Origin of the sequence: Bathymodiolus platifrons methanotrophic gill symbiont, from assembly GCF_002189065.1 — a bacterium.
Taxonomy (GTDB): Bacteria; Pseudomonadota; Gammaproteobacteria; order Methylococcales; family Methylomonadaceae; genus Methyloprofundus.
The window spans coordinates 21,581-43,508 of record NZ_BDMN01000127.1; the positions used below are offsets into that span (position 1 = coordinate 21,581).

Consider the following 21,928-nt stretch of genomic DNA (forward strand, 5'->3'; position numbering starts at 1 on the left):
CTATACCGATAATAGAAAGGGTCATCAATAATAACTAAATTCCGTATTGCTGCTGATACTCTCTAATTGCATCAATATTCGCACTATAAGATTTATCGTCTTCAATAAATGTAATAATATGCTCTAGCGCAATAATTGATATAACAGGTATATTAAAGCGTTCGGTAATTTCCTCTATTGCAGAAACATCATTTTCACCTTTTTCCTGCCTATCCAGAGCAATCAAAACTCCAGCGGGTGTTGCTGCTGCATTGATAATAACCACAGATTCGCGCACCGAAGTTCCGGCTGTAATCACATCATCCAGAATCAGCACATTACCTTTTAAAGGCGCTCCGACCAAGTTGCCACCTTCGCCATGATCTTTAGCTTCTTTACGATTAAACGCAAAGGGAATATCGCTGTTCTGCATTTGTGCATAGGCAATAGACGCAGCGCTAACTAAAGGGATACCTTTGTAGGCCGGGCCATATAAAACATCCACTTTGATGCCTGAATGTATCAGTGCCTGAGCATAAAACTGTCCCAGTTTCGCTAATTGCGCACCGCTATTAAACAGGCCGGTATTAAAAAAATAGGGGCTAGTACGCCCTGATTTTAATTGGAATTCACCAAATTTTAATACCCCGCAATCTAAAGAATATTGAATAAATTGTTTTTGATAATCAAGCATCTGTTATATCCGTGCCAAGAAAGTTTTCTAAAATACTGTCCAGAAAAAAACAACCTTTTTCCGAACAGACTATTTGTTGCTGGTGTTCATCTAACAAGCCTTGCTGTATACAATCTGCCAGGGCAGGTTGTAAAGATTGCAAAGCTAAACCCGTTCTTTGTCTATAGGTTTCTAATTGAAAGCCCTGCTTTAGCCTTAAATGATTCATGACAAATTCCAGCGGTAAATCTGTCTGACTAATTTCCTGAGCAAGTCTATCACCTTTACTAAGCTGGAGATATTTCTCAGGCTGCTTAGCTTTCATAGTACGCACAATATTATCCGGTAAACCCAGAGTAATCTTGCCATGTGCACCCGCGCCTATACCTAGATAGTCACCAAAAGACCAGTAATTAATATTGTGCTTACATTGTTTACCCGTTTTCGCGTAGGCAGAGATTTCATATTGCTGATAGCCATGCTCCTCTAACAACTGCTGACAGGCTAGTTGCTCATTAAAAATAGCTTCATCATTAGGTAAAACAGGCGGATATTTATGAAAATAAGTATTCGGTTCTATCGTCAATTGATAAAAAGAAATATGGCTGGGCTGAAGTGCAATGGCTTGTTGTACGTCGCTTAAACTATCATGATCACTACTCTCAGGCAGACCAAACATTAAATCCAGATTAAAATTATCAAACCCTGCTTGCCTGGCAATTTCAACCGCCCGTATCGCTTCCTGTCCCGAGTGTACCCGCCCCAGACGTTTTAAATGAGCATCATTAAAACTTTGTATACCGATAGATAAACGGTTAATACCAATAGCCCGGTAATCAGCAAATTTTTCACTCTCAAAAGTACCCGGGTTAGCCTCCAGAGTGATTTCTATACCATCGCCAAAGGGGATAAGACGCTCAATACCCGTCAGTAAGCGCTGTATCTGTTGGGCTGAAAATAAGCTAGGCGTCCCTCCACCCATAAAAATACTGTGCAGCGGTCGAGTTTCCTGAAATTGCTCCAGGTCTTTTGATAGGTCCTTAAGTAAGCTATCAATATAGTCTATTTCAGGTAAGGATCCTTTTACTGCATGAGAATTAAAATCACAATAGGGACATTTCTGAATACACCAGGGGAAGTGAATATAAAGACTAAGTGGGATAGTTGTTTTGCGAACACTGTGCATTGCTATAGGTAAAAAATAGGTAACTGTACTGCAAAGTAGCATAAATCATAAACAACAAAAGTGATATAAAAACTAATAATAACTATAAAAAGCCTTGAGAGGGCATAGTTTGCAAAGTCTTAACCCACTTTGATGATTTAATGCTGTAGAAAGAAAAATGGCATAAGTAAGCTGGTATATTCTTTGACAGAAATTACCTAAGTTTTATTCGGTGCAATGCAGGAAATGAGAGCTCAGTCACAAACGCTTTATAACAAACCAAGTACAATTATTAGCAGAATCTAATAATATCAGACTATAAAATAGAATAGCACAAGCAATACTTAGGACTAAGAATTTTATATTCATTAACAACGAACAGTACAAGTTTTGAAATTTTTTGGAGAAAACATGAACACATTAACTTCATTCATAAGTTACTTCATAACCGTTAGTATTTTATTTTTAATAATCAAATTCACACGGCCATTAATAGTGCTTTTAACAGGCTTAGCTACAGTACTAGCTTTATTAATATTTTTCATTGCAATTATTTCTGACATTAAAACACATAAATACACAACAAAAAGGGCCAATATAAGGTGCACAAAGAAAGTTATAAGAACCCAAGGTAAATTAAATAAGGCATCAATGTAGAAAATGAGAGGTCAGTCACAACCGTTTTATATCAGAACAAGTACAATCATTACTTACATTTGCAGAATCTAATAGAATTAGATGAATTGATTTTTTTAAAATAGGACGGTACTTTCTATGCTACGAACACAACATATCGTACAGTGCTCACCCGCCTCTATTAATGAGTTAAATAAGCATATTGCTTTTCATGAAGCAGGTCATGTAACGGCAATTTATATTAGAAATAAACAACAACAATTACCCCCTGTTTTTTTTCAAATTACTATTAATAAGAGCAGGCAAAAAGATTTCCCTTTTTTTGCCAGGGTTGAAGGTGGTAGGTTAATTGAAAACCTACCCGTTGCTGAAATTGAAAATAAGCATTTTGACACTGCCCTAGAAAAACAACCATTAAAACATGCCTATGAGGCAGATGTGATTAATTTGCTAGCCGGTGGTTTGGCTGAAGCAAAGTTTGTTGCATTACGTGACGACGAGATATTTAACCCGTACTTAGTAAATATAAATGCCTTGAAAAACTACGGTGGTCATTCAGATCTTGAACAGGCTAATCGTTATTTAGAATACTTTATTTCCAATATAGCCGAGCGTGAATTAAAAATTCAGTCACTCTTCGAGCAAACTTTTCAATTTATTGAAGAGCCTAAAAACTGGAAGTGCATTGAACATTTTGCAAACTACCTATTAAAAAATGGGCAATCAACTATTTCTTGTGAAGAAGCAAGCACCGTTCTTGAACAATTTTTGGTCACTTAAATTTAAATAAAGCCCATCTACTCACTCATTTAGCTCTTCTTTTCAAAGTGTGAATTAGAACCGTATTGCTGGGTTACGTTTTTTTACTCTGTAAAATCTAACCCAGCCTACGTCATATCTTATTAAAAAAATTCGTAAATAAACAGTGTTTTGCGTCTGAATATTTACCTTAACTTAATCGCATTTGATAATGCGCCCTTTTTATGCGAGTACAAGCCTATTTACCAGACGCTTTGTCAGGAGAGATCATTGCACCACAACTAGCTTCTTCGCCTTTCATGCCGCCCATTCCCTTCATATTTCCACCTTGCATGCCTTTCATATCGTCCATTCCCTTCATATTGCCACCCTGCATACCTTTCATACCGCCGCCCATCATTCCCATACCACAGCTGCCTTCTTTTCCTTTCATCATGTCACCACACATGCCTTCCATCCCTTTTTTCATCTTTCCGCCCTGCATCATGCCGCCGCACATGCCTTCGCCGCATTTGCCTTCCTTGCCTTTGCCCATATCCATTTTCATGCCGTTATTCATATTTCCAGATGTGGATTTTTTCTTACCCCAGCCGGATTTACTTACTGAATAACCTTTATTTTTTACTTTTTTGTCCGATGATTTAGCTTTCATATCACCGCAAGCTCCTTCTTTTCCTTTCATCATGGCGCCACAGGAATTTTCCAGACCTTTTTTCATTTTGCCATCTTCCATCATGCTGCCACATCTGCCTTCTCCACAAGCCGCTTCCTGCTTCTTGTTCATTTTAGAGCCGCACTCCATTTCGCCTACTTTATCTGACTGCGCAAGTTGCATATAGCCATTGTCTAACTCGCTCATTGCAAATGGGTTACTTTCTGCATTAACAGCGTTTGCCGCAAATGTTGAAGCAACTGCCGAACCAATCGTTGTTAAAGTTTTTGTTATTTTTTTCATGTTTTCCTCTCAATATTTAGTTTATTATTCTTTTATGATGTAACTCTTCCTTCTACACAATTTATGCACGTGTTGCAAGTGCTATTTGTTGACTTTTAATTCCTTGAATTACTTAAGGTATTTAATCAGTCTCCAATAGCTCCTTCATCGCTACACCCATATTTGAAGGTGAGTTGACCACTTCTACACCAGCTGTTTTTAATGCAGTAACTTTGCTTTCTGCCGTGCCTTTTCCACCTGTGACGATTGCTCCGGCGTGCCCCATGCGCTTTCCCGCTGGCGCTGTTAAACCGGTAATATAGGAAACTACTGGTTTAGTAACATGATTTTTAATATATTCGGCAGCCTCTTCCTCTTCACTGCCTCCGATTTCGCCAACCATAATAATGCCCTGCGTATTTTCATCAGCTTCAAAGCGACTAATCACATCAATAAAGTTCATACCGTGAATAGGATCTCCACCGATACCCACACATGTACTTTGCCCCAGACCTTGTTGAGTTGTCTGGTGTACTGCTTCGTATGTTAATGTACCTGAGCGCGAAACGATTCCAATCGAGCCTGGTAGATGAATGCTACCGGGCATAATACCTATTTTGCAGGCTTCAGGTGTGATAATTCCTGGACAGTTCGGACCAATTAACAGTGCATCACTCTCTGCCATCGCGGCTTTAACGCGTAACATGTGTAACACAGGAATTCCTTCAGTAATACAGACAATCAGTTTAATACCTGCATCAACAGCCTCTAAAATTGCATCTGCAGCAAAAAAGGGCGGTACATATATTACACTCGCATCTGCACCTGTTACTGAATAAGCTTCTTGTACGGTATTAAATACCGGTAAGCCTAAATGCTCCGAGCCTCCTCTTCCAGGAGTAACACCACCCATAAGCCTGGTGCCATAATCTAAAGCATGCTGAGCATGAAATGTACCTTGTTTACCAGTAAATCCCTGGCAAATCACTTTCGTATCCTTATTAATTAAAATACTCATCTGCTCGCTCCAGCAAGACTAACCGCCTGTTCAGCTGCATGATCCAGGTTGTCTGCGGCAATTATATTAGGTGCTGCTCCTTGTAGAAGAGCCCGGCCTTCCTCTGCATGCGTTCCTTCCAGTCTGACAATAACAGGTAAATCTGTTTTAATTTGTTTTAACGCGCCTAGAATGCCTTGTGCAATAACATCACAATGCACTATGCCACCAAATATATTTACCAGTACAGCCTGTACATTACTATCTGAGACAATAAGTTTAAAAGCCTCCGTTACTTTTTCTGTCGTCGTCCCTCCACCAACATCAAGAAAGTTGGCCGGTGTCCCACCTTTTAATTTGACTAAGTCCATAGTTGCCATAGCCAGCCCCGCGCCATTCACCATGCACCCTATATTGCCATCCAGAGTAATATAGCTAAGGTCAAATTGTTTAGCCTTATTTTCTTTCTCATCCTCTTGTGCAGTATCCCGTAAAGCAATCATGTCTTTATGCAGGGGCAACGCATTATCATCAAAATTAATTTTTGCATCCAGGGCAAATAATCTGCCATCCTCAATTTCTACTAAAGGATTAATTTCAATTTGACTGGCATCTTTTTCGACAAAGAGTTGTAGCATGCCTGACATTAAGTTTTGCAATGCTTTGATTTGCTCACCCTGTAGGGATAATGCAAACGCAATTTGTCGACACTGATAAGACTGTAAGCTTGCGGAAGGATTAATAAATAAACTGATAATTTTTTCAGGACTTTGCTCAGCAACTGCTTCAATATCCATTCCACCAGCTTCGGAAGCAACAAAACAAAGTTTTTCCTGATGCCGATCAACCAGTAAGCTAAGATAAAATTCACGTTTAATCGGATAGGTTTTTTCTACTAACACTGAATTAATAGGCAGGCCTGCCGCACCCGTCTGCTTTGTAACTAGACGTTGCCCCAACATTTGCGCAGTCAATTGACTAGCTTCCTCTGCAGTTTGCGCAATTTTAACCCCACCCACTTTTCCGCGTCCGCCAGCATGAACTTGTGCTTTGATTGCCCAACTATCACCTGCTAAGGTTTTTGCCGCATCAGATGCCTCATTAGCGCTGATGACCACTATGCTTTCGGGGACAGGTATCTGATAATCTTTAAACAGTTGTTTTGCCTGAAATTCATGGATATTCATCGTTGGCCTTATAGGTAGTATGATGAGCGAATAGTAACCTTACAGTATATATGCAGGGCACTTATATTGCAGTATTTTTTGCTATAGCTGTGCTGTATACAAGTTTAAAAAGCCTTGAACTTAGAAAAAATCAGCTTTATCTAAAACTCATAAAAAAAGGGCGGAACCTCTGTAGAGGTTCCGCCCTTTTATAGCCTGCCCAAAGAGGCAGGCTAATAATTCACGAACTCGTAACTATATAGCTATGATGTTCTCTGCCTGAGGACCTTTGTCGCCCTGAGTTACAGTAAATTCAACTTTTTGGCCTTCAGCTAAAGTTTTGAAGCCAGCACCAGAAATTGCGCTGAAATGAGCGAAAACGTCAGGACCAGACTCTTGCTCAATAAAACCAAAACCTTTAGCTTCGTTGAACCATTTAACAGTACCAGTTGTAGTAGACATAATAATATCCTTTTTCTTTATAAGAGTAATTGAAGCCTTGTAACAAGGCCATTTGGCTGGAAGTGATGCTATTTACTTATAAAAACAGGACGAGCTACTAAAGATAAAACACTAAAGATAAAACATCGAAACGGTGTGCATAAATATAAGACGTACTTTCAAGCTAGAATGATTATATACGGCTTTTCACAGTAGTCAACAAGTATTCCCTATAAATTTAATGGGGTTTGTCATCTGTACCTAGGTAAACCTAAATAAAAGCTTGAAAACTATGCAATTAATTCTTAACTGGCACCTATAATCTACAACTAAAACAAGTAACCCGTATTACGTAAACTGCATACGGGCTACTGTATATGTTAAAGCAACAAGCTGACTATCTAAGGATTGCAATTCCTTTTAATAGATTTAGTGCTTCTTTCAATGGGTAGTCACGCATATCAACGCCTTTAACATCTTCGTCCTTTTCATTCTTCTCTGCTTCTTTTTTAGTCTCTTTTTCCTCGTTCTTACCATTACCATTGGATAAATGACGTGATAAATCAGCTTCTTTAATAGGCTTAAAATTAGTTGCTTCCAGAGTCTCTAGCTTAAGACGTTCAAGTTCTATATCTGGCTCTATACCCGTTGCCTGAATAGATCTACCTGATGGTGTGAAATAACGTGCCGTCGTCATCTTAACCGCGCCACCATTGCCTGTAGGCATGATAGTTTGCACCGAACCTTTACCAAAAGATTTAGAACCCATAATAATTGCACGTTTATGGTCTTGCAAAGCACCCGCAACAATTTCAGAGGCAGAGGCCGAACCCGCATTAATTAATATAACAATCGGTGCTCCGTCTAATAAATCACCCGGTGTTGCATTAAAATCCATTTTTGCATCTTTAATACGGCCCTCTGTATAAACGATTTTACCCGAGTTTAAAAAGGCATCACTGACTGACACTGCGCCATTTAATACTCCACCCGGATTATTACGTAAATCCAGCACCATGCCTTTTAGCTCGCCGCCATTTTCTTTTTTAAGACTATTAACCGCTTCTTCAACAGCTTTACCAGTTGGCGATTGAAAACTACTAATACGTAAATACCCAAAGCCTTCCTCTAAAGTACGACTACGTACACTTTTTACTTTAATTATATCTCTGACTAAAGTTACTTTAAAAGGAGCATTTTTTCCTTTACGAACTACAGTTAATACAATCTCACTACCCACTTCGCCACGCATTATTTTAACTGCATTGGTTAAGGTCATTCCTTTTACGGGTTGTTCATCTAGTTTAATGATTAAATCGCCTGATTGCATGCCCGCTCGCTGAGCAGGAGTGTCATCAATAGGAGAAATAACCTTAACAAAACCATCCTCCATAGTAACCTGTATTCCAAGACCACCAAAACGTCCAGTTGTACCTACTTTTAATTCTTTATACTCTTCTGCATCCAGATAGCTAGAGTGTGGGTCCAGACCAACTAACATACCCCGGATTGCATTTTCCAGAAGCTCTTTGTCATCAACAGATTCAACATAATCCTGTTTGATACGCCCGAAAATTTCAGTAAATGTTCTTAATTCTTCAAAAGGTAAACTAACTGCCTGCTCTGCTTCCTTATCTGCAAGCACTGACCCTGCAGTAGAAACTAAAACACCAAGGCAACACCCAATAAGTAGCATTAAAATATTTTTTTGTTTAAACACGTTGTAAAACTCCGTCACAATATTCCTGATAAATTCTATCTGAACCCATGATCTTAGAAAAAATCAGTTGCTCACGGATTCAGATTTTTTGATTAAGGGTATTTTATATCAATATGCAAATAAATAATCTAATTCAATAAAAAAGAGAGAATATCAATACTTATTAATTAGTAATTTATACGCATTTCACCGCCCAGTCTAGCAATAGCGAGTAGGCTTTAACGCCTTTTTTTACACCATTTTTTCGGGTTAAGTGGCTTATTTTTCTTACGAATTTCAAAATATAGCCCTGCTTTATCCCTACCGCCACTATTACCCAGTGTTGCTAGTGTCTCTCCCGCATTAACCCAATCACCCACTTCTTTATATAAGCTCTGATTAAATGCATAGAGACTCATAAAGGTTTTATCATGCTTAACAATCACTAATAAACCATATCCTTTAAACCAGTCGGAAAAAACTACCTGTCCATGAGCGATAGCTTTTATTTTTGTACCTTCCTTTGCCCGAAGTAAGACTCCATTCCATTTACCATCAGCACGCTGACTACCAAAGCTTCTAACTATCTTTCCCTTTACTGGCCAGGGCATTTTTCCTTTTAATTTAGTAAAAGACTTAGCTGGAGCTTCAGCAACAATTTTAACTTGTGTTGCTTTTTGAAGCGTCGTAATAAGGCGCTTTAACTGCTTCTCGTTCTTTTTCAGCCTAGACAATTGCTTACTATTCTTTTTATAGTCTTGCTTAATTTTAACAAGCAATTGTTTGCGCTCTGTTTTGCTTATTACCAACTGTTCTTGAAGCAATTTATTTTCTGCCACGACCTTAGCCAGCACTTGCTTTTCTTGCTGCTTTTCCTGCTCTAGTGTTGTTAATAACTGCAAACTAGAATTAATCCGTTGCAGCTTATCCAGCCTAGCCTGATTAAAATACTGATAATAAGTCATAACCCGACTACTTCGGCTGACATCTTGCTGATTAAATAACAGCTTTAATTGTTCCTGCCGACCAAGAGCATAGGCGGTTTTTACTTGTTCTGCCAATTGTTCTTTTTGTGTTAACAACCAGCCATTTTGTATTTGTATTTCTTGTTGAATGTCATTAATACGCTTTTGCTTCTGCTTGCTCTGAGTATTTAATGTCTGGATAGTACGGGATATTTCCCCGTACTGTCGCTCTACACGCTTTAATTCAGAACTCGCATGCCCTTTCTGCTTATTTAAGCGCGATAAATTATCAGCCAGTGTTTTAATTTTCTGCTGAACCTGGCGCAACTCTTTATCATTATTTACCGCAGCCATAGTCATGCTATGGCTGCAAAGTAAAAAAATTAACAGAAAAAACCTCACCTGCACTTAAGACTCTGTCAATAAAGACTTGCCATCCATTTCTACAGGTTGCTGTATACCTAGTATATCCAGCATGGTCGGCGCCAGGTCTTTTAAACTTCCACCCTCAGCTAAAGGTTTTTGACCCCCAATATGCATTAATGGGACCGGACTGATCGTATGTGAAGTAAGAGGCCCACCCTGTTCATCACGCATTTGTTCAATATTGCCGTGATCAGCAGTCAATAACATTTGTCCGTCAACTTTTTCCAGTGCGCCTACAATAGCCGCTAATGAAGCATCTATTGTTTCTACCGCTTTCAGTGCCGCTTCCCATTTGCCTGTATGCCCCACCATATCGCAGTTTGCATAATTACACATAATGACATCATATTTTTGCTCGGTAATTGCATTGACTAAATGCTCTGTTACCTGTGCTGCATGCATTTCAGGCTGCAGATCATAGGTTTTCACTTTAGGAGAAGGCACCAGGATACGATCTTCGCCAACATTAGGCTCTTCGACACCGCCATTCATAAAAAAAGTGACGTGCGCATACTTTTCAGTTTCCGCTAAACGTAATTGCAACAGACCCTGCTGTGCCAAGACTTCACCCAGACTGTTTTTAATTTTCATAGCAGGATAAGCCTTCGGGTAAGGAAATTTTTCATTATATTCAGTCAGCGTGACAAAACACCCCTTAAAGCCTGCATGATTACGCTCAAACCCTGAAAAATCACTGTCGGTGATTGCCTGACTAATTTCGCGTGCACGGTCAGCTCGAAAATTCATAAAAATGATAGCATCATTTTCCGCTAAGCGTGTTGCCTCACCCTGTGCATTTAATATCGCTGTTGCTGCAACAAACTCATCAGTTTCTTCGCGCTGATAAGCGGCCTGCAAACCTTCTATTGCCGTTTGCGCAGTATATTCACCTTCACCTAAAACAAGCAGTTGATGCGCTTTTTGTACGCGCTCCCAGCGATTATCGCGATCCATAACATAAAAACGCCCGACGATTGAAGCAATATGTCCTACCCCTAACTCATCAATTTTATCCTGCAAAGCTTTAAGAGATTGCTCTGCGCTGCTTGGCGCAACATCACGACCATCTAAAAAGGCATGCATAGCGATTTTTTTTAAGCCTTTTTTTGCCGCCAGTTCCAGCATCGCTAAAATATGCTTAATATGGCTGTGCACTCCACCTGGAGAAAGCAACCCAAGGATATGCAATGTGCCATTATTATCAAGTGCCTGATCGACAGCCAGACATAAAGCCGGGTTTTCAAAAAAACTGCCAGACTCAATTGCATCACTGACTCTTGAAAAATCCTGGGGCACATAACGGCCTGTACCTATATGCATATGGCCAACTTCAGAATTACCCATTTGCTTATCGGGTAAACCCACAACGCTCCCAGAACAATCTAGTTCAGTCATTGGGTATTTTTTCTGCAAGCTATCCCAGAATGGAGTATTAGCCTGAGCGATTGCGTTATAGTCAGTCTCCGGCCTTACACCAAAGCCATCAAGAATTAATAATACTAAAGGTTTGGGTCTCGTCATGGTTTATCTCGTAGATTTTAAAAAATTAAAACAGTAAATATTTTATGATGCGCGCTATTTTATAACAATATAAGGTGATTGTCGGAAAAGAATAGTTCAGATTGCGCAGGGTTTTTGTTCATCTTCTAAAGCCTGCCCCGTACTTGACACGGGGGCACGACTACAGCCGCATAGTTGCGCTATGTCACTGTAGTCACAACGCCGAAGAAGGGCAACAGGCGCGCCATGCTACCTCACAACATTCTGGGACTCCTGTCACCAACATTCATTCGCCTACGCAGCGAATGGGAGATGCCCTGGTCGCCCTGCGTCCGTCTCAACTACGCACAAAACCCTGCTCCGTTAAGACTACCTCAAATGGCTGGACGGCTATTCGGAATGCAATTCTTGCCTCCCTCGCGCGCTACTAGCGCACTTCGGATCAGCGAATTGCCCTGTTGCCTACCAGGGACTAAAAATCATCACTCCGCTTAGGCTCCGTTTCCCTGATTTTAAGCGAAAGACAAGTAAGCTGGACTATTCTTTGACAGAAACCACCTAAAGAATCAGAATTCAATAATATACGCAAGGACTGGCAGTGCTACAGCAGAAAACTTTCGGACATTATTAAACCCTCGTCCCTAAGTATTTTGTACGCAACACTCACCACCAAGTTAAGATTTTATACACAATGAAACGCATAACCATGACTCACATTATAGGGGGCGATGAGTGCAGAGTTTGCAATTTTGAGTTGCTTGAATCTGAAAACCAGATCTACACCATTTCTAGCACAAGCTCCAAATTTCAAAGAAATTCAAAAAACACATGGATAATCCAAGTGTTAAACTAAGGTTATTACGTATTATATTGGCTTAATTCCTTACCCTAGTGCCTACAGATAACTAATTTTTTTTACGTTAAATTGATAATTATCATTGTAAATGAGAATCATATTTGCTAATAGTTGCGCTTTTTGATATATTTAAGAGTTTTCTAATAAGCTTTAATAGGCTAAACTAGGCATTTTTCTTCAACCTTAAAAAAAAATAACAACCTAGCGCCTGCTTCTAAATTCATTTAAAGCAGAACAAGTATGCAAATACAGCTTATTTGGATGTTATAATTACGCACCTTGCAAATAAAGTGAGCCCATGGAAATTCAAGATAATCAACCCTTATATAATGATGCCGATATAGAAAGAGCAGCGCGCTGCTTAAAAGCTATGTCGCACCCTCTACGCTTAAAAATCCTTTGTGTATTAGGTACAGAGGCGATTAGCGTTCAAGATATCGTCGAAAAAGTGGGCACTAGCCAGAGTAATATATCGCAACATCTCGCTATTTTAAGAGAAAAAGATATATTAAACTTTAAAAAAGATGCAAACCGCGTTTTTTACTATATTGATGACCCGCGTATGCTCAAGTTAATTGAGATGATGCGTCAGATTTTTTGTAATCAATGCTAATTTTAACCTATTAATAAAACTCATAATGGATCAATATATCGAATTCGCTTCCGAACACTGGATGCTCGTTACTGCTTTTTTTGCAGTTATTTATTTTTTAATCCAGGATATTTTCGAAGCTAGCGTACGTAAATACCAAACGATTTCTCCCATGCTTACTGTGACCAAATTAAATACTGGCCACCCTATCATCCTTGATGTCCGCGAAGCCGGTGAGTTTAAAAAAGGACATATAGCAGATGCCATTCATATTCCACTGGATAGCATAGAAAATCAGGTTAAAAAAATTGATCTATATAAACAAGATGAAGTAATCGTCGTCTGTCACTCAGGTTCTCGTTCTGCTCCTGCTTGCTCAAATCTTCAAAAATTAGGTTTTGAAAATGTTTTTCTTATGACTGGCGGCATGCAATCATGGGAAGAAAATAAACTGCCTATCGTTAAAAGCAAGAAATAATAAATCCAATACATGTAAATTAAATGTGCCTTAAGGACTAAAGTCTTAGGCTTACTTAAGAGCTAATAATTCGAATTAAACACTAACACACAAAATCATGGCTGAAGAAAAGCAGGCACAAGAAAAGCAATTTTCAATACAAAAAATCTACACTAAAGATATCTCTTTTGAATCACCTGGATCGCCTAAAATTTTCACTGAAAAATGGGAGCCTACGGTTGACTTTAATTTAGGTACTAATGCATCACCTTTAGAAGACTCCCTATTTGAAGTTTCAATTACCGTTACTGTCACTGTAAAAACAGGCGAAACAACAGCTTACCTTGTGGAAGCAACCCAAGCGGGTATTTTTTCTTTGGCTGCTTTTTCAGATGAAGAAATGGGTCCTATGCTAGGTAGTTTTTGCCCTAATATTTTATTTCCTTATGCGCGCGAAGTAATCTCTGATTTAGTGGCTAAAGGTGGATTCCCACAACTTTTACTAGCACCTGTTAATTTTGATGCCTTATATGCACAGCATATTAAACAAGCGCAGCAACAATCGGCTAGCACAAGCACTTTAAATTAAAATCTGCAATGACTAGCAAGATCAGTGTCTTTGGCGCAGGCTCATGGGGAACAGCCCTAGCCATACAAGCCGCTAAAAATGGTAATCAAACCTTGCTCTGGGGTCACCTTCCAGAGCATATTGCAAACCTGGCTAAAGACCGCCAAAATAAACGCTATCTTGCTAACCTGCCATTTCCCGACACCCTTCAAGTTACCGATAATCTAAAAGAAGCAGCTCAATTTAGTGACATCCTTTTAATCTCGGTTCCTAGCCATGTATTTCAAGAAACCCTACTTAAAATAAAGCCCTTTGTTAATGATCAGGTAAAAATTGCCTGGGCAAGTAAAGGCTTTAATCCAGAAACAGGCGAATTACTAAATAAAATTGTTGCTAATGTTTTCTCCACTGAAACACCCGCTGCAGTTCTATCAGGACCCTCTTTTGCTCAAGAGGTTGCTGCAGGCTTACCATCTGCTGTCACTATAGCTGCAACCCAGCAAAGCTTTGCAGATCAGCTTGCACAGATTATGCACAGCCCACGTTTTCGTATTTATACAACTAATGACATCATTAGCGTACAAGTAGGTGGTGCGGTTAAAAATGTACTAGCTATTGCTGCCGGAATTGCTGATGGTATTGGTTTTGGTGCGAATACCAGAGCTGCACTGGTTACCCGAGGAATAGCGGAAATTATTCGCCTGAATACTGCTTTGGGAGGACAACAGGAAACCCTAATGGGCCTCGCGGGATTAGGTGACTTGATTCTTACCTGTACCGACAATCAATCACGGAATCGCCGCTTTGGTATTGCGTTAGGGCAGGGAAAAAACAGAGAACAAGCAATACAAGAAATTGGCCAGGAAGTAGAAGGTATCTCGGCAGCAAAAGAAACCTATATGCTGGCTAAAAAACATGGCATTGATATGCCAATTACCGAACAAACCTACCGTGTATTATACGAAGGACTAGCACCATTAAGTGCAGTACAGAACCTATTACAACGCGACCAAAAGTCAGAAACATTGTAGGACTTTTTTTAATTCTATCCTTTGCCTTTATCAGGACAAAAACTAGCTAAATAGCTCACTACTCCTGCATTAAATTTTAAACAAAGGCTGTAAAGGGTCTTCCTGCTCACTGCCTTCCCCCTTGGCTAGTTTATTGTTTTGAAAAGCAAGCCATAACTCGGTCCCTTGCCATTCTTCCACCTTAGCACTATATAAAGCCGCATTTAATACTAAAATTTCTCGCTGCAACAACTGATCACATTGCTCGGCAATTTTCGTTAGACTAGACTGATTAAATTTTTCACGGCCCCATTGAAGTAAGGCATCTTTAGCCATTATTGAGTCGTTATTTGAACAAGCTTGTTTCAGGTTCTTATTAACATCCGGTTTTTTTTCTACAGCGACTTGTTTCTTTTTCGTGTTGCTCGATTTTCTGGATAAGAAATACACTAAAGTAACTAGCCACGCAGCAGCAAAAAATAATGCTAACCAGAACCATAAGGTATTTGTTTGCTGAAAAGTCCCCATTTCCTGCTGAGTATTACTCTCAGTTGATGCAGGTACAGGCGAAACAATAGGCGGAGTTGGTTCTAATGTTGCAACTGAACCAATTGCAGCAGTCGCGGTAATAGTCCGCTCTGCAATTCGCGCCATTTCCATTTTCTGAGTTCTAGTATTCCACCAGGGAATCGTAATTTCCGGTAATGTATAGCTACCTGCCAGGCCAGGAATTAAAGCAATTTTTTCTTCTCTAAAAGCAACCATACCATCATCTTTAGCCTCTTCCTTTAATACAGGTTGGTCAGGATAAGCTTTTATATGCTGTGGCATATTATCTTTATATAGTTCGGGTAATATACCGACAGTTGCGCCTTTAACAAATAAAGTGATTGTTCGTGTCACCGGCTGGCCAACAATCATCTCGCCTGAGTTATCCGACCATTTTTCCTGTAAATAAACCTGTTTGGCTGGTAACCAATTTAATCCTGCACTCGCTGGTTTAGCTTGTACATCCAGATTTATCGCTGTTGATGCAACACGTTTAGTACGTGTACTTTGTCGATTAAAAAAACTATTAGTTCGGCGTTGGCCAGGAATAATTACTTCAGCCGTCATGGTCAGAGGAGCAATAGTCATAATGCCACTTTTTTGTGGAAAAATAACATACTTACGCTCTGTTACCACATAGTTTTCTCCCTGAAACTGGGTATTATAATTCTTATCTGCGCCCAGCTTTTCTATCACGGCATCCGATAGCATTGGCTCGGTTAAACTAGCCTGTGAGATATTAACTTTACGATAGAGCTTTAAGGTATATATAACTTGTTCTTGAATATAGGGCTTAGATGAACTGACTTCAACCTGTAAAAACAAATCTTCATTCGTCTTATCTATAGCTTGCACATTATTAACTACAATAGCGGCAAACTGGCTGCTATCCTGACCAAACTTAATGGCAGGAATAACCAGATTTCCCTCATGTTTAGCCATAACAGTTAATACCCATTGCAGAGATTTTGTTTTTTTCCAGTTAACAATCTCTACAGATTGTTGTTGCGACTGATTTAAAACCTCAAAATCTTTATCTAATGGTGAAAAATCAGGTTCATCATCCGGATCATCATTTGCTGTAAAAACAATCTGAAAGGATTCTTTTAAATTAACCGGATTACGATCGGTATTTACACTAATTTCAGCTGCTAAAAGTGAACCTGCCAGAGAACTAAAGAGCAAAAAAAACAGCAGAAAAGGGAACTTATAAATATAAGAAAAAATCATACCTGGTTAATAAATGTTATTAGTAAAAACTGCATATATTTTACCTTTTAATCTTTTTAAAAGCTTCCCAAATTCACCTATGCTCATAATCCTGAAACCGCTGTTGAGCACGCTGTTATGCAAAATATGAGTGCGAAAGACAAGGGATAGCCCGCAGGCAAGGGCTGAAATGCTGTATTAGTACCCAGTTTATTCAGAAAACTATGAAGCAAAGTATACTCATACAGAAGAAAATATAGATTCCATTTACACCATCAACTCTCTAAATGATGCGAAGACTTATCTATTATTTGCAAAGAACCCTTCGAATCTTCAATTTCCGATGTTTCAACACGCCTTAATTTACGTGCCATCGCACTAGTTCGTGTTGATTGTAAATTCTCCAGAGAACTAGAAGCAGTGTGTAATTGCTTTTGCACTTTCTCTAGTTGGCCTGCATATTTAACAAACTCAGTTTTCACTTCTGCCAGTATCTTCCAGACTTCACTGCTACGTTTTTGTACTGCCAACGTTCTAAAACCCATATGCAGGCTGTTGAGTAATGCTGATAAAGTTGTTGGCCCAGTAATGGTTATCCGGTAAGTACGTTGTAATTTTCCAAACATTTCAGGGTGCCGCAAGACCTCTGCAAAGAGCCCTTCAACAGGCAAAAACATAATTGCGAAATCGGTAGTGTTGGGCGGATCAATATATTTGGTACTGATATCTTTGGCAAAACTTTCTATGGTTCTTAACAACTGCTTTTGTGCCAGTTCAATTTTATTGACATCACCTTCATCAACCGCCTGTAATAACCGTTGATAGCTTTCCAGAGGGAATTTAGAATCAATCGGTAACCAGACTACTTTTTCATCAGATTTACCTGGTAATTTGACCGCATATTCGACATTAGCCTGGCTACCTTTTTTAGTGGCGACATTAATATCATATTGCTCAGGAGAGAGCACTTGTTCCAGAATATTACCTAATTGATATTCCCCCAGGATACCGCGTGTTTTAACATTCGAAAGTACCTTTTTCAGATCACCAACACCGACAGCCAGGTTTTGCATTTCACCCAGACCTTTATGTACTTGCTCAAGACGCTCACTCACTAACTTAAAAGATTCTCCTAATCTTTTCTCCAGAGTTTCATGCAGTTTTTCATCAACTGTTTTACGCATCTCACCAAGCTGTTGAGTATTGTCTTCTCTAATCGATTTTAATTGTTTCTCGATGGCTTCTCTAATTTCAACTATACTGGTTTTTGCTTGTTGACTTGCGCTTAATTGCTGTTTATTCAACTCGGAAAAATGTACTCCTAATTGCTCGGTAAATTCCTTGATAAGCTGGGAAAGTTTCTGTTCAAATGATTGTAAACGATCACTTAGCTCTTGCCGATTCTCCTTGGCATCTACTTTAATACTTTGCTCAAAACCATCAAGTTTTAACAGTGTCTTTTCCCTGAATTTATCCTGCTTTCTATTAAGTGATTCACCTGTTTCCTGAAATGATAAATTGACACTGCGCTTCAGTTCAGTGAAATTACTAATTAAATTTTCCGATAATTGATGAAGTGCGGTTTTAAATGCATCTAATTGACGATTTTGCTCAATACTATTTTCGCTAACCCGTTTTAACAAGGTATCCTGAAAGACTTTAAATAATTCATGTATTTCCCGACGATTATCTGCGCTGACATCACGCAATTCTTTACGTGAATCAATTAAGCCTTCCTTTAATGTCTGTTCATTTTGTTGTAGCAAACTGACTAATTCAAATTTAATTTGTTCTGCATTAGATTTAGACAATGCATTCACTTTTCTTAGCACGAAAAAAAGTAATAACAGACAGATAAACAATAATAAACTGCTTATCGTGCCAAATAAGAGGATTGGATCAGTCATTAGTTCTTTCATTAAATAGGTTTAGTTTCGTTAACAGGTTTAGGGGGGCAATTCAGCTACTGCTCTTTAGTTCTTCTATCTATCTGGATAGGACTAGTATGAGGGAAAATAACAAGGGTCTGAATAATGATAGCCTACCTTATTACTCAGCAACCTCAGACGGTATGCTCAGAATTAGATACATCCAATAACAATCCACCCTGTGGACTCATATCCGCTCGATATTGCAGCACGCAAAATTGAGTCAATGTGTCGTCTCCAGGTTGCTGTTTGTGTTCTTTATCATTGTGCGCAAAAAGCAAGTCACTGTCAAAGCCGGCAAATAAATTACATTGAATATGTTTCGCAACGCTACGCAGTATATAATTAAGCTCTAGAAAGACATAAGGTAGCAAGATGCATACAGATTTTTGGCTGGAACGCTGGGAGAAAAATCAGATTGGCTTCCATGAACAAGAAATAAACTCACATCTACAGGAGTTCTTGGCAACACTTAATATTCCCAAGGGCAGCACAATATTTGTGCCTCTCTGCGGCAAAAGTAGAGATATTTTATGGTTACTCTCTCAGGGCTACCAGGTAATTGCCGTTGAGATCAGCCCTCTAGCGGTAACAAACTTTTTCTCTGAAAATAACCTACAAGCCAGGATCACTGACTGTGAAAATTTTCAGTGCTGGGAAATAGAGGGTTTAAGCATTTATCTGGGCAATTTCTTTGACCTAAATAACATGCAAATAGCGGCTTGTAAGGCAATCTATGATAGAGCGGCATTAATTGCCCTACCACCAGAAATGCGCCAGCAATACGTTCAGCACCTAAGTAATATTGCACCGACATTAAGCCATAGTTTATTAGTTACACTGGAATATGCGCAACATGAAATGCCAGGCCCACCATTCTGTGTCGACGAAAATGAAGTACAAAACTTATTCAGAAACACTTGTGACATAGAACTTTTGTTTGCAGAAGATATTTTGTCAGACAATGATAATTTCAATGAAAGAGGCCTAAGCAGTCTAGTGGAAAAAGTGTACCGGCTAAGTACAAGTCAGAATAACTGAGCTATATTTATTAGTCTGCATGAACTGCACTAGTTTATATCGGTGCAAACTCATATAATACCCAAACTAATACTCTCCCTCTTAATATATTAATAGTTCATTACCCGTAACTCTCAGCTAAATGTTATACGTAATTCAGGTAAGAGACAAAGCTTAATTACACCTTATTGTCGGCGCTATCGCTTTATTCCGCTTACACCTTCAACTAACACATAAGATGCAAATGACCAAAAAACGTCCTTTATATACAAGCTATACGGGGTCTATTTTGCTAGAAACAGCATTATTAAATAAAGGCTCAGCGTTCACAGCATCAGAAAGACAAGAATTCAATCTGGATGGTTTGTTACCCACAGCTGTTGAGAGCATTGAAGAGCAAGGAGAGCGAGCATATCACCAGTTTTCCCACCTTAGAAATGACCTTAATAAACATATCTTTCTGCGTAACATTCAGGACACCAACGAAACTCTTTATTTCAATCTGCTGACCAGGCACCTTGAAGAGATGATGCCGATAATCTATACCCCGACAGTGGGTCTAGCCTGTCAGCAATTTTCACGTATTTATCGGCGCAAAAGAGGCTTATTTATTTCCTATCCAGATCGGGAAAAAATGGCTGATATGCTTAAAAATCTGGTTAAAGAAAATGTCAAAGTTATTGTTGTGACCGACAGCGAACGAATACTCGGTTTAGGTGACCAGGGTATTGGTGGCATGGGCATACCTATAGGGAAACTGGCCCTTTATTCAGGATGTGGTGGCATCAGTCCTGCCTATACTTTACCTATCACTCTTGATGTAGGAACGAACAATCAAGAATTGCTTGATGATCCAATGTATATGGGTTGGCGGCATAAACGGGTAACTGGCGAAGACTACTTCAATTTTATTGATTTGTTTATTCAAGGTCTTAAACAACGCTGGCCAGATGCTTTAGTACAGTTTGAAGATTTTTCCCAGAATACTGCTACTCCCTTATTAAAAAAATACCAGCATAAACTGTGCTGTTTCAATGATGATATCCAGGGCACTGCAGCTGTAACAGTTGGAACTTTGCTAGCTGCTTGTCATGCTAACAACACTTCAATAATAGACCAACGTATAGTTTTTATTGGTGGTGGATCGGCAGGCTGCGGTATCGCAGAACAGATTGTTGCACATATGATAAAAGATGGTCTGACAGAAGAACAGGCACTAAGCCGAATTTATCTGTTTACCCACCTTGGTTTGCTAACAACAGATATGGATCCTCTGCTCGATTTTCAAGAAAAATTTGCCAAAGATCCCGATGAAGTTTCCAGCTGGAATAACGATGGGGAAGCAGTCAACTTATTAGATATAGTACGTGAAAGTAAACCAACAATATTGATCGGGGTATCAGGGCAATCAGGTTTAATGACTGAAACTATCATTAAAACTATGTCTGCTAATTGTAAGAGGCCTATCATATTACCTCTTTCCAACCCCACCTCACATGTCGAAGCCTTACCAGAAGATATTATTAACTGGACCGAGGGCAATGCCATTATCGCAACGGGTAGCCCTTTTTCTCCGGTTGAGTATGGAGGAAAACATCATGTGATAGCACAATGTAACAATAGTTATATTTTTCCAGGTGTAGGTTTAGGTGTTATTGCCAGTCAAGCAACCCGCGTTACCGAAAAAATGTTTATGGTTGCCAGTGAAACCCTGGCAGAATATTCGCCTCTAGTTAAAGGCACCGACACAAACCTGTTACCGGCATTAAGTCAGATAAGAGAAGTCAGCCTCTCAATTGCTCTGGCAGTAGGAATGCAAGCTATAGCTGAAGGGTTTGCACCCGCTACAAGTAAAGAAAATCTAGAGAAAAATATTCAGGCTAATTTCTGGACCCCCGAATACAGGGATTATCGCCGTAAATTGTAAGCTCGTTTGATTGGTAGAAGCTAAAATTGGGTCAGACTCTAATACTGCTTACTTAAGAAATAATAGCAAAGTAAACAACAGCTTATAACCGTAGGCTGGGTTAGCTTATTAAGCGAAGCAGTAACTACTCAGCGGAGCTGAGTAGTCCAATGAAATTATAAAGCAAATTCAGGTAACTTTCCCTCAAAGACCAGGGTCATTGCCTGAGTTGCACTTAGACCTTGTTTACGGCACGTTGATAAATACCCTCTGACACGACAAAATATCTCTGCACCCTTGGTGCTACGAAAGCAGCCGGATATTTTCTGTTGAACCTTGGTCATCCGAATCGAATTTTCTGCGGCATTATTGGTAAATGGCACCCAGGTATTTGTCATGAAGCGCAAGACATCCTCTTCATAATTAATCAGCCTTTCCAGTAAGTTTCTAGCTTTACTGCGTTTTATTCGCCCCCGTTTTACTTCTTTAGGCT

21 protein-coding genes are annotated in these 21,928 nt (G+C 39.3%); 9 read left to right on the top strand and 12 right to left on the bottom strand.

What is annotated here, in order from left to right; genetic code table 11:
- Nucleotides 1-34 precede the first annotated feature (34 nt).
- Both pyrE and hemW read right to left on the bottom strand, forming a co-directional pair.
- Nucleotides 35-673 (bottom strand): orotate phosphoribosyltransferase, encoded by a 639-nt coding sequence (gene pyrE, locus CDZ78_RS07885; RefSeq protein WP_087869514.1) that lies wholly within the window; start codon nucleotides 671-673, stop codon nucleotides 35-37.
- On the bottom strand, nucleotides 666-1,838 hold the full coding sequence (gene hemW / locus CDZ78_RS07890; RefSeq protein ID WP_087869515.1) for a radical SAM family heme chaperone HemW: 1,173 nt from the start codon (nucleotides 1,836-1,838) through the stop codon (nucleotides 666-668). Before hemW ends, pyrE begins: the two co-directional genes overlap by 8 nt.
- A gap of 390 nt (nucleotides 1,839-2,228) precedes the next feature.
- Between hemW and CDZ78_RS21125 the strand changes: the two genes are divergently transcribed.
- Complete coding sequence (locus CDZ78_RS21125) at nucleotides 2,229-2,474, top strand: hypothetical protein (RefSeq protein WP_140413930.1); 246 nt, start codon at nucleotides 2,229-2,231, stop codon at nucleotides 2,472-2,474.
- 117 nt (nucleotides 2,475-2,591) lie between these two features.
- Complete coding sequence (locus tag CDZ78_RS07895; protein WP_087869516.1) at nucleotides 2,592-3,233, top strand: hypothetical protein; 642 nt, start codon at nucleotides 2,592-2,594, stop codon at nucleotides 3,231-3,233.
- Between the two features lie 217 nt (nucleotides 3,234-3,450).
- On the opposite strand, the gene CDZ78_RS22990 is transcribed toward CDZ78_RS07895, so the two are convergent.
- From CDZ78_RS22990 to gpmI, 7 genes are all read right to left on the bottom strand, one after another.
- Nucleotides 3,451-4,167, bottom strand: a complete 717-nt coding sequence (locus tag CDZ78_RS22990; protein ID WP_244559187.1) for an HvfA family oxazolone/thioamide-modified RiPP metallophore — start codon at nucleotides 4,165-4,167, stop codon at nucleotides 3,451-3,453.
- Nucleotides 4,168-4,288: 121 nt separating this feature from the next.
- Entirely contained in the window at nucleotides 4,289-5,164 is an 876-nt protein-coding gene (gene sucD / locus CDZ78_RS07905; protein ID WP_087869517.1) for a succinate--CoA ligase subunit alpha, read from the bottom strand.
- Nucleotides 5,161-6,330 carry an ADP-forming succinate--CoA ligase subunit beta gene (sucC, locus tag CDZ78_RS07910; protein WP_087869518.1) on the bottom strand — a complete coding sequence of 390 codons (1,170 nt, stop codon included), beginning with the start codon at nucleotides 6,328-6,330 and terminating at the stop codon, nucleotides 5,161-5,163. The genes sucD and sucC overlap by 4 nt, the downstream gene beginning before the upstream one ends.
- A gap of 234 nt (nucleotides 6,331-6,564) precedes the next feature.
- Entirely contained in the window at nucleotides 6,565-6,771 is a 207-nt protein-coding gene (locus CDZ78_RS07915) for a cold-shock protein (protein WP_087869519.1), read from the bottom strand.
- A 376-nt stretch (nucleotides 6,772-7,147) separates the two neighbouring features.
- Entirely contained in the window at nucleotides 7,148-8,470 is a 1,323-nt protein-coding gene (locus CDZ78_RS07920) for a S41 family peptidase (RefSeq protein WP_087869520.1), read from the bottom strand.
- Between the two features lie 218 nt (nucleotides 8,471-8,688).
- Nucleotides 8,689-9,774 (bottom strand): murein hydrolase activator EnvC family protein, encoded by a 1,086-nt coding sequence (locus tag CDZ78_RS07925; protein WP_087869521.1) that lies wholly within the window; start codon nucleotides 9,772-9,774, stop codon nucleotides 8,689-8,691.
- 48 nt (nucleotides 9,775-9,822) lie between these two features.
- Nucleotides 9,823-11,361 (bottom strand): 2,3-bisphosphoglycerate-independent phosphoglycerate mutase, encoded by a 1,539-nt coding sequence (gene gpmI, locus CDZ78_RS07930; RefSeq protein WP_087869522.1) that lies wholly within the window; start codon nucleotides 11,359-11,361, stop codon nucleotides 9,823-9,825.
- Between the two features lie 143 nt (nucleotides 11,362-11,504).
- On the opposite strand from gpmI, the gene CDZ78_RS21810 reads away from it, so the two are divergent.
- The 5 genes from CDZ78_RS21810 (at nucleotide 11,505) to CDZ78_RS07950 (ending at nucleotide 14,844) form a co-directional block, all read left to right on the top strand.
- Complete coding sequence (locus CDZ78_RS21810) at nucleotides 11,505-11,771, top strand: hypothetical protein (protein WP_167374215.1); 267 nt, start codon at nucleotides 11,505-11,507, stop codon at nucleotides 11,769-11,771.
- A 723-nt stretch (nucleotides 11,772-12,494) separates the two neighbouring features.
- Complete coding sequence (locus tag CDZ78_RS07935; RefSeq protein ID WP_087869523.1) at nucleotides 12,495-12,809, top strand: ArsR/SmtB family transcription factor; 315 nt, start codon at nucleotides 12,495-12,497, stop codon at nucleotides 12,807-12,809.
- Between the two features lie 25 nt (nucleotides 12,810-12,834).
- Nucleotides 12,835-13,266, top strand: coding sequence for a rhodanese-like domain-containing protein (locus CDZ78_RS07940; RefSeq protein ID WP_087869524.1), 432 nt, complete (start codon nucleotides 12,835-12,837; stop codon nucleotides 13,264-13,266).
- 97 nt (nucleotides 13,267-13,363) lie between these two features.
- Nucleotides 13,364-13,834: a protein-export chaperone SecB gene (secB, locus tag CDZ78_RS07945; RefSeq protein WP_087869525.1), complete on the top strand. Its 471-nt coding sequence runs from the start codon at nucleotides 13,364-13,366 to the stop codon at nucleotides 13,832-13,834.
- Between the two features lie 8 nt (nucleotides 13,835-13,842).
- Nucleotides 13,843-14,844 carry an NAD(P)H-dependent glycerol-3-phosphate dehydrogenase gene (locus CDZ78_RS07950; RefSeq protein WP_087869526.1) on the top strand — a complete coding sequence of 334 codons (1,002 nt, stop codon included), beginning with the start codon at nucleotides 13,843-13,845 and terminating at the stop codon, nucleotides 14,842-14,844.
- Nucleotides 14,845-14,913: 69 nt separating this feature from the next.
- Here CDZ78_RS07950 and CDZ78_RS07955 read toward each other — a convergent pair whose 3' ends face one another.
- Nucleotides 14,914-16,557, bottom strand: a complete 1,644-nt coding sequence (locus CDZ78_RS07955) for a BatD family protein (RefSeq protein WP_244559188.1) — start codon at nucleotides 16,555-16,557, stop codon at nucleotides 14,914-14,916.
- Nucleotides 16,558-16,856: 299 nt separating this feature from the next.
- Nucleotides 16,857-18,488 (bottom strand): DNA recombination protein RmuC, encoded by a 1,632-nt coding sequence (locus tag CDZ78_RS07960; protein WP_087869533.1) that lies wholly within the window; start codon nucleotides 18,486-18,488, stop codon nucleotides 16,857-16,859.
- A gap of 396 nt (nucleotides 18,489-18,884) precedes the next feature.
- Here CDZ78_RS07960 and CDZ78_RS07970 point away from each other — a divergent pair, with 396 nt between their 5' ends.
- Nucleotides 18,885-19,550 (top strand): thiopurine S-methyltransferase, encoded by a 666-nt coding sequence (locus CDZ78_RS07970; RefSeq protein ID WP_087869529.1) that lies wholly within the window; start codon nucleotides 18,885-18,887, stop codon nucleotides 19,548-19,550.
- Nucleotides 19,551-19,767: 217 nt separating this feature from the next.
- Nucleotides 19,768-21,456: an NAD-dependent malic enzyme gene (locus CDZ78_RS07975; protein ID WP_244559189.1), complete on the top strand. Its 1,689-nt coding sequence runs from the start codon at nucleotides 19,768-19,770 to the stop codon at nucleotides 21,454-21,456.
- A gap of 155 nt (nucleotides 21,457-21,611) precedes the next feature.
- Here CDZ78_RS07975 and CDZ78_RS07980 read toward each other — a convergent pair.
- The coding region (locus tag CDZ78_RS07980) for an IS66 family transposase (RefSeq protein WP_140413931.1) at nucleotides 21,612-21,928 on the bottom strand (317 nt) is incomplete at its 5' end.

What these genes read in the sequence shown, in the direction of transcription:
- CDZ78_RS21125 (WP_140413930.1), top strand. Translation starts at nt 2,229, where the DNA reads ATGAACACATTAACTTCATTCATAAGTTACTTCATAACCGTTAGTATT.
- sucD (WP_087869517.1), bottom strand. Translation starts at nt 5,164, where the DNA reads ATGAGTATTTTAATTAATAAGGATACGAAAGTGATTTGCCAGGGATTT.
- CDZ78_RS07925 (WP_087869521.1), bottom strand. Translation starts at nt 9,774, where the DNA reads ATGACTATGGCTGCGGTAAATAATGATAAAGAGTTGCGCCAGGTTCAG.
- CDZ78_RS07935 (WP_087869523.1), top strand. Translation starts at nt 12,495, where the DNA reads ATGGAAATTCAAGATAATCAACCCTTATATAATGATGCCGATATAGAA.
- hemW (WP_087869515.1), bottom strand. Translation starts at nt 1,838, where the DNA reads ATGCACAGTGTTCGCAAAACAACTATCCCACTTAGTCTTTATATTCAC.
- CDZ78_RS07950 (WP_087869526.1), top strand. Translation starts at nt 13,843, where the DNA reads ATGACTAGCAAGATCAGTGTCTTTGGCGCAGGCTCATGGGGAACAGCC.
- CDZ78_RS07970 (WP_087869529.1), top strand. Translation starts at nt 18,885, where the DNA reads ATGCATACAGATTTTTGGCTGGAACGCTGGGAGAAAAATCAGATTGGC.
- sucC (WP_087869518.1), bottom strand. Translation starts at nt 6,330, where the DNA reads ATGAATATCCATGAATTTCAGGCAAAACAACTGTTTAAAGATTATCAG.
- CDZ78_RS07915 (WP_087869519.1), bottom strand. Translation starts at nt 6,771, where the DNA reads ATGTCTACTACAACTGGTACTGTTAAATGGTTCAACGAAGCTAAAGGT.
- CDZ78_RS22990 (WP_244559187.1), bottom strand. Translation starts at nt 4,167, where the DNA reads ATGAAAAAAATAACAAAAACTTTAACAACGATTGGTTCGGCAGTTGCT.
- CDZ78_RS07895 (WP_087869516.1), top strand. Translation starts at nt 2,592, where the DNA reads ATGCTACGAACACAACATATCGTACAGTGCTCACCCGCCTCTATTAAT.
- CDZ78_RS07960 (WP_087869533.1), bottom strand. Translation starts at nt 18,488, where the DNA reads ATGACTGATCCAATCCTCTTATTTGGCACGATAAGCAGTTTATTATTG.
- pyrE (WP_087869514.1), bottom strand. Translation starts at nt 673, where the DNA reads ATGCTTGATTATCAAAAACAATTTATTCAATATTCTTTAGATTGCGGG.
- CDZ78_RS07975 (WP_244559189.1), top strand. Translation starts at nt 19,768, where the DNA reads ATGCAAATGACCAAAAAACGTCCTTTATATACAAGCTATACGGGGTCT.
- secB (WP_087869525.1), top strand. Translation starts at nt 13,364, where the DNA reads ATGGCTGAAGAAAAGCAGGCACAAGAAAAGCAATTTTCAATACAAAAA.
- CDZ78_RS07940 (WP_087869524.1), top strand. Translation starts at nt 12,835, where the DNA reads ATGGATCAATATATCGAATTCGCTTCCGAACACTGGATGCTCGTTACT.
- gpmI (WP_087869522.1), bottom strand. Translation starts at nt 11,361, where the DNA reads ATGACGAGACCCAAACCTTTAGTATTATTAATTCTTGATGGCTTTGGT.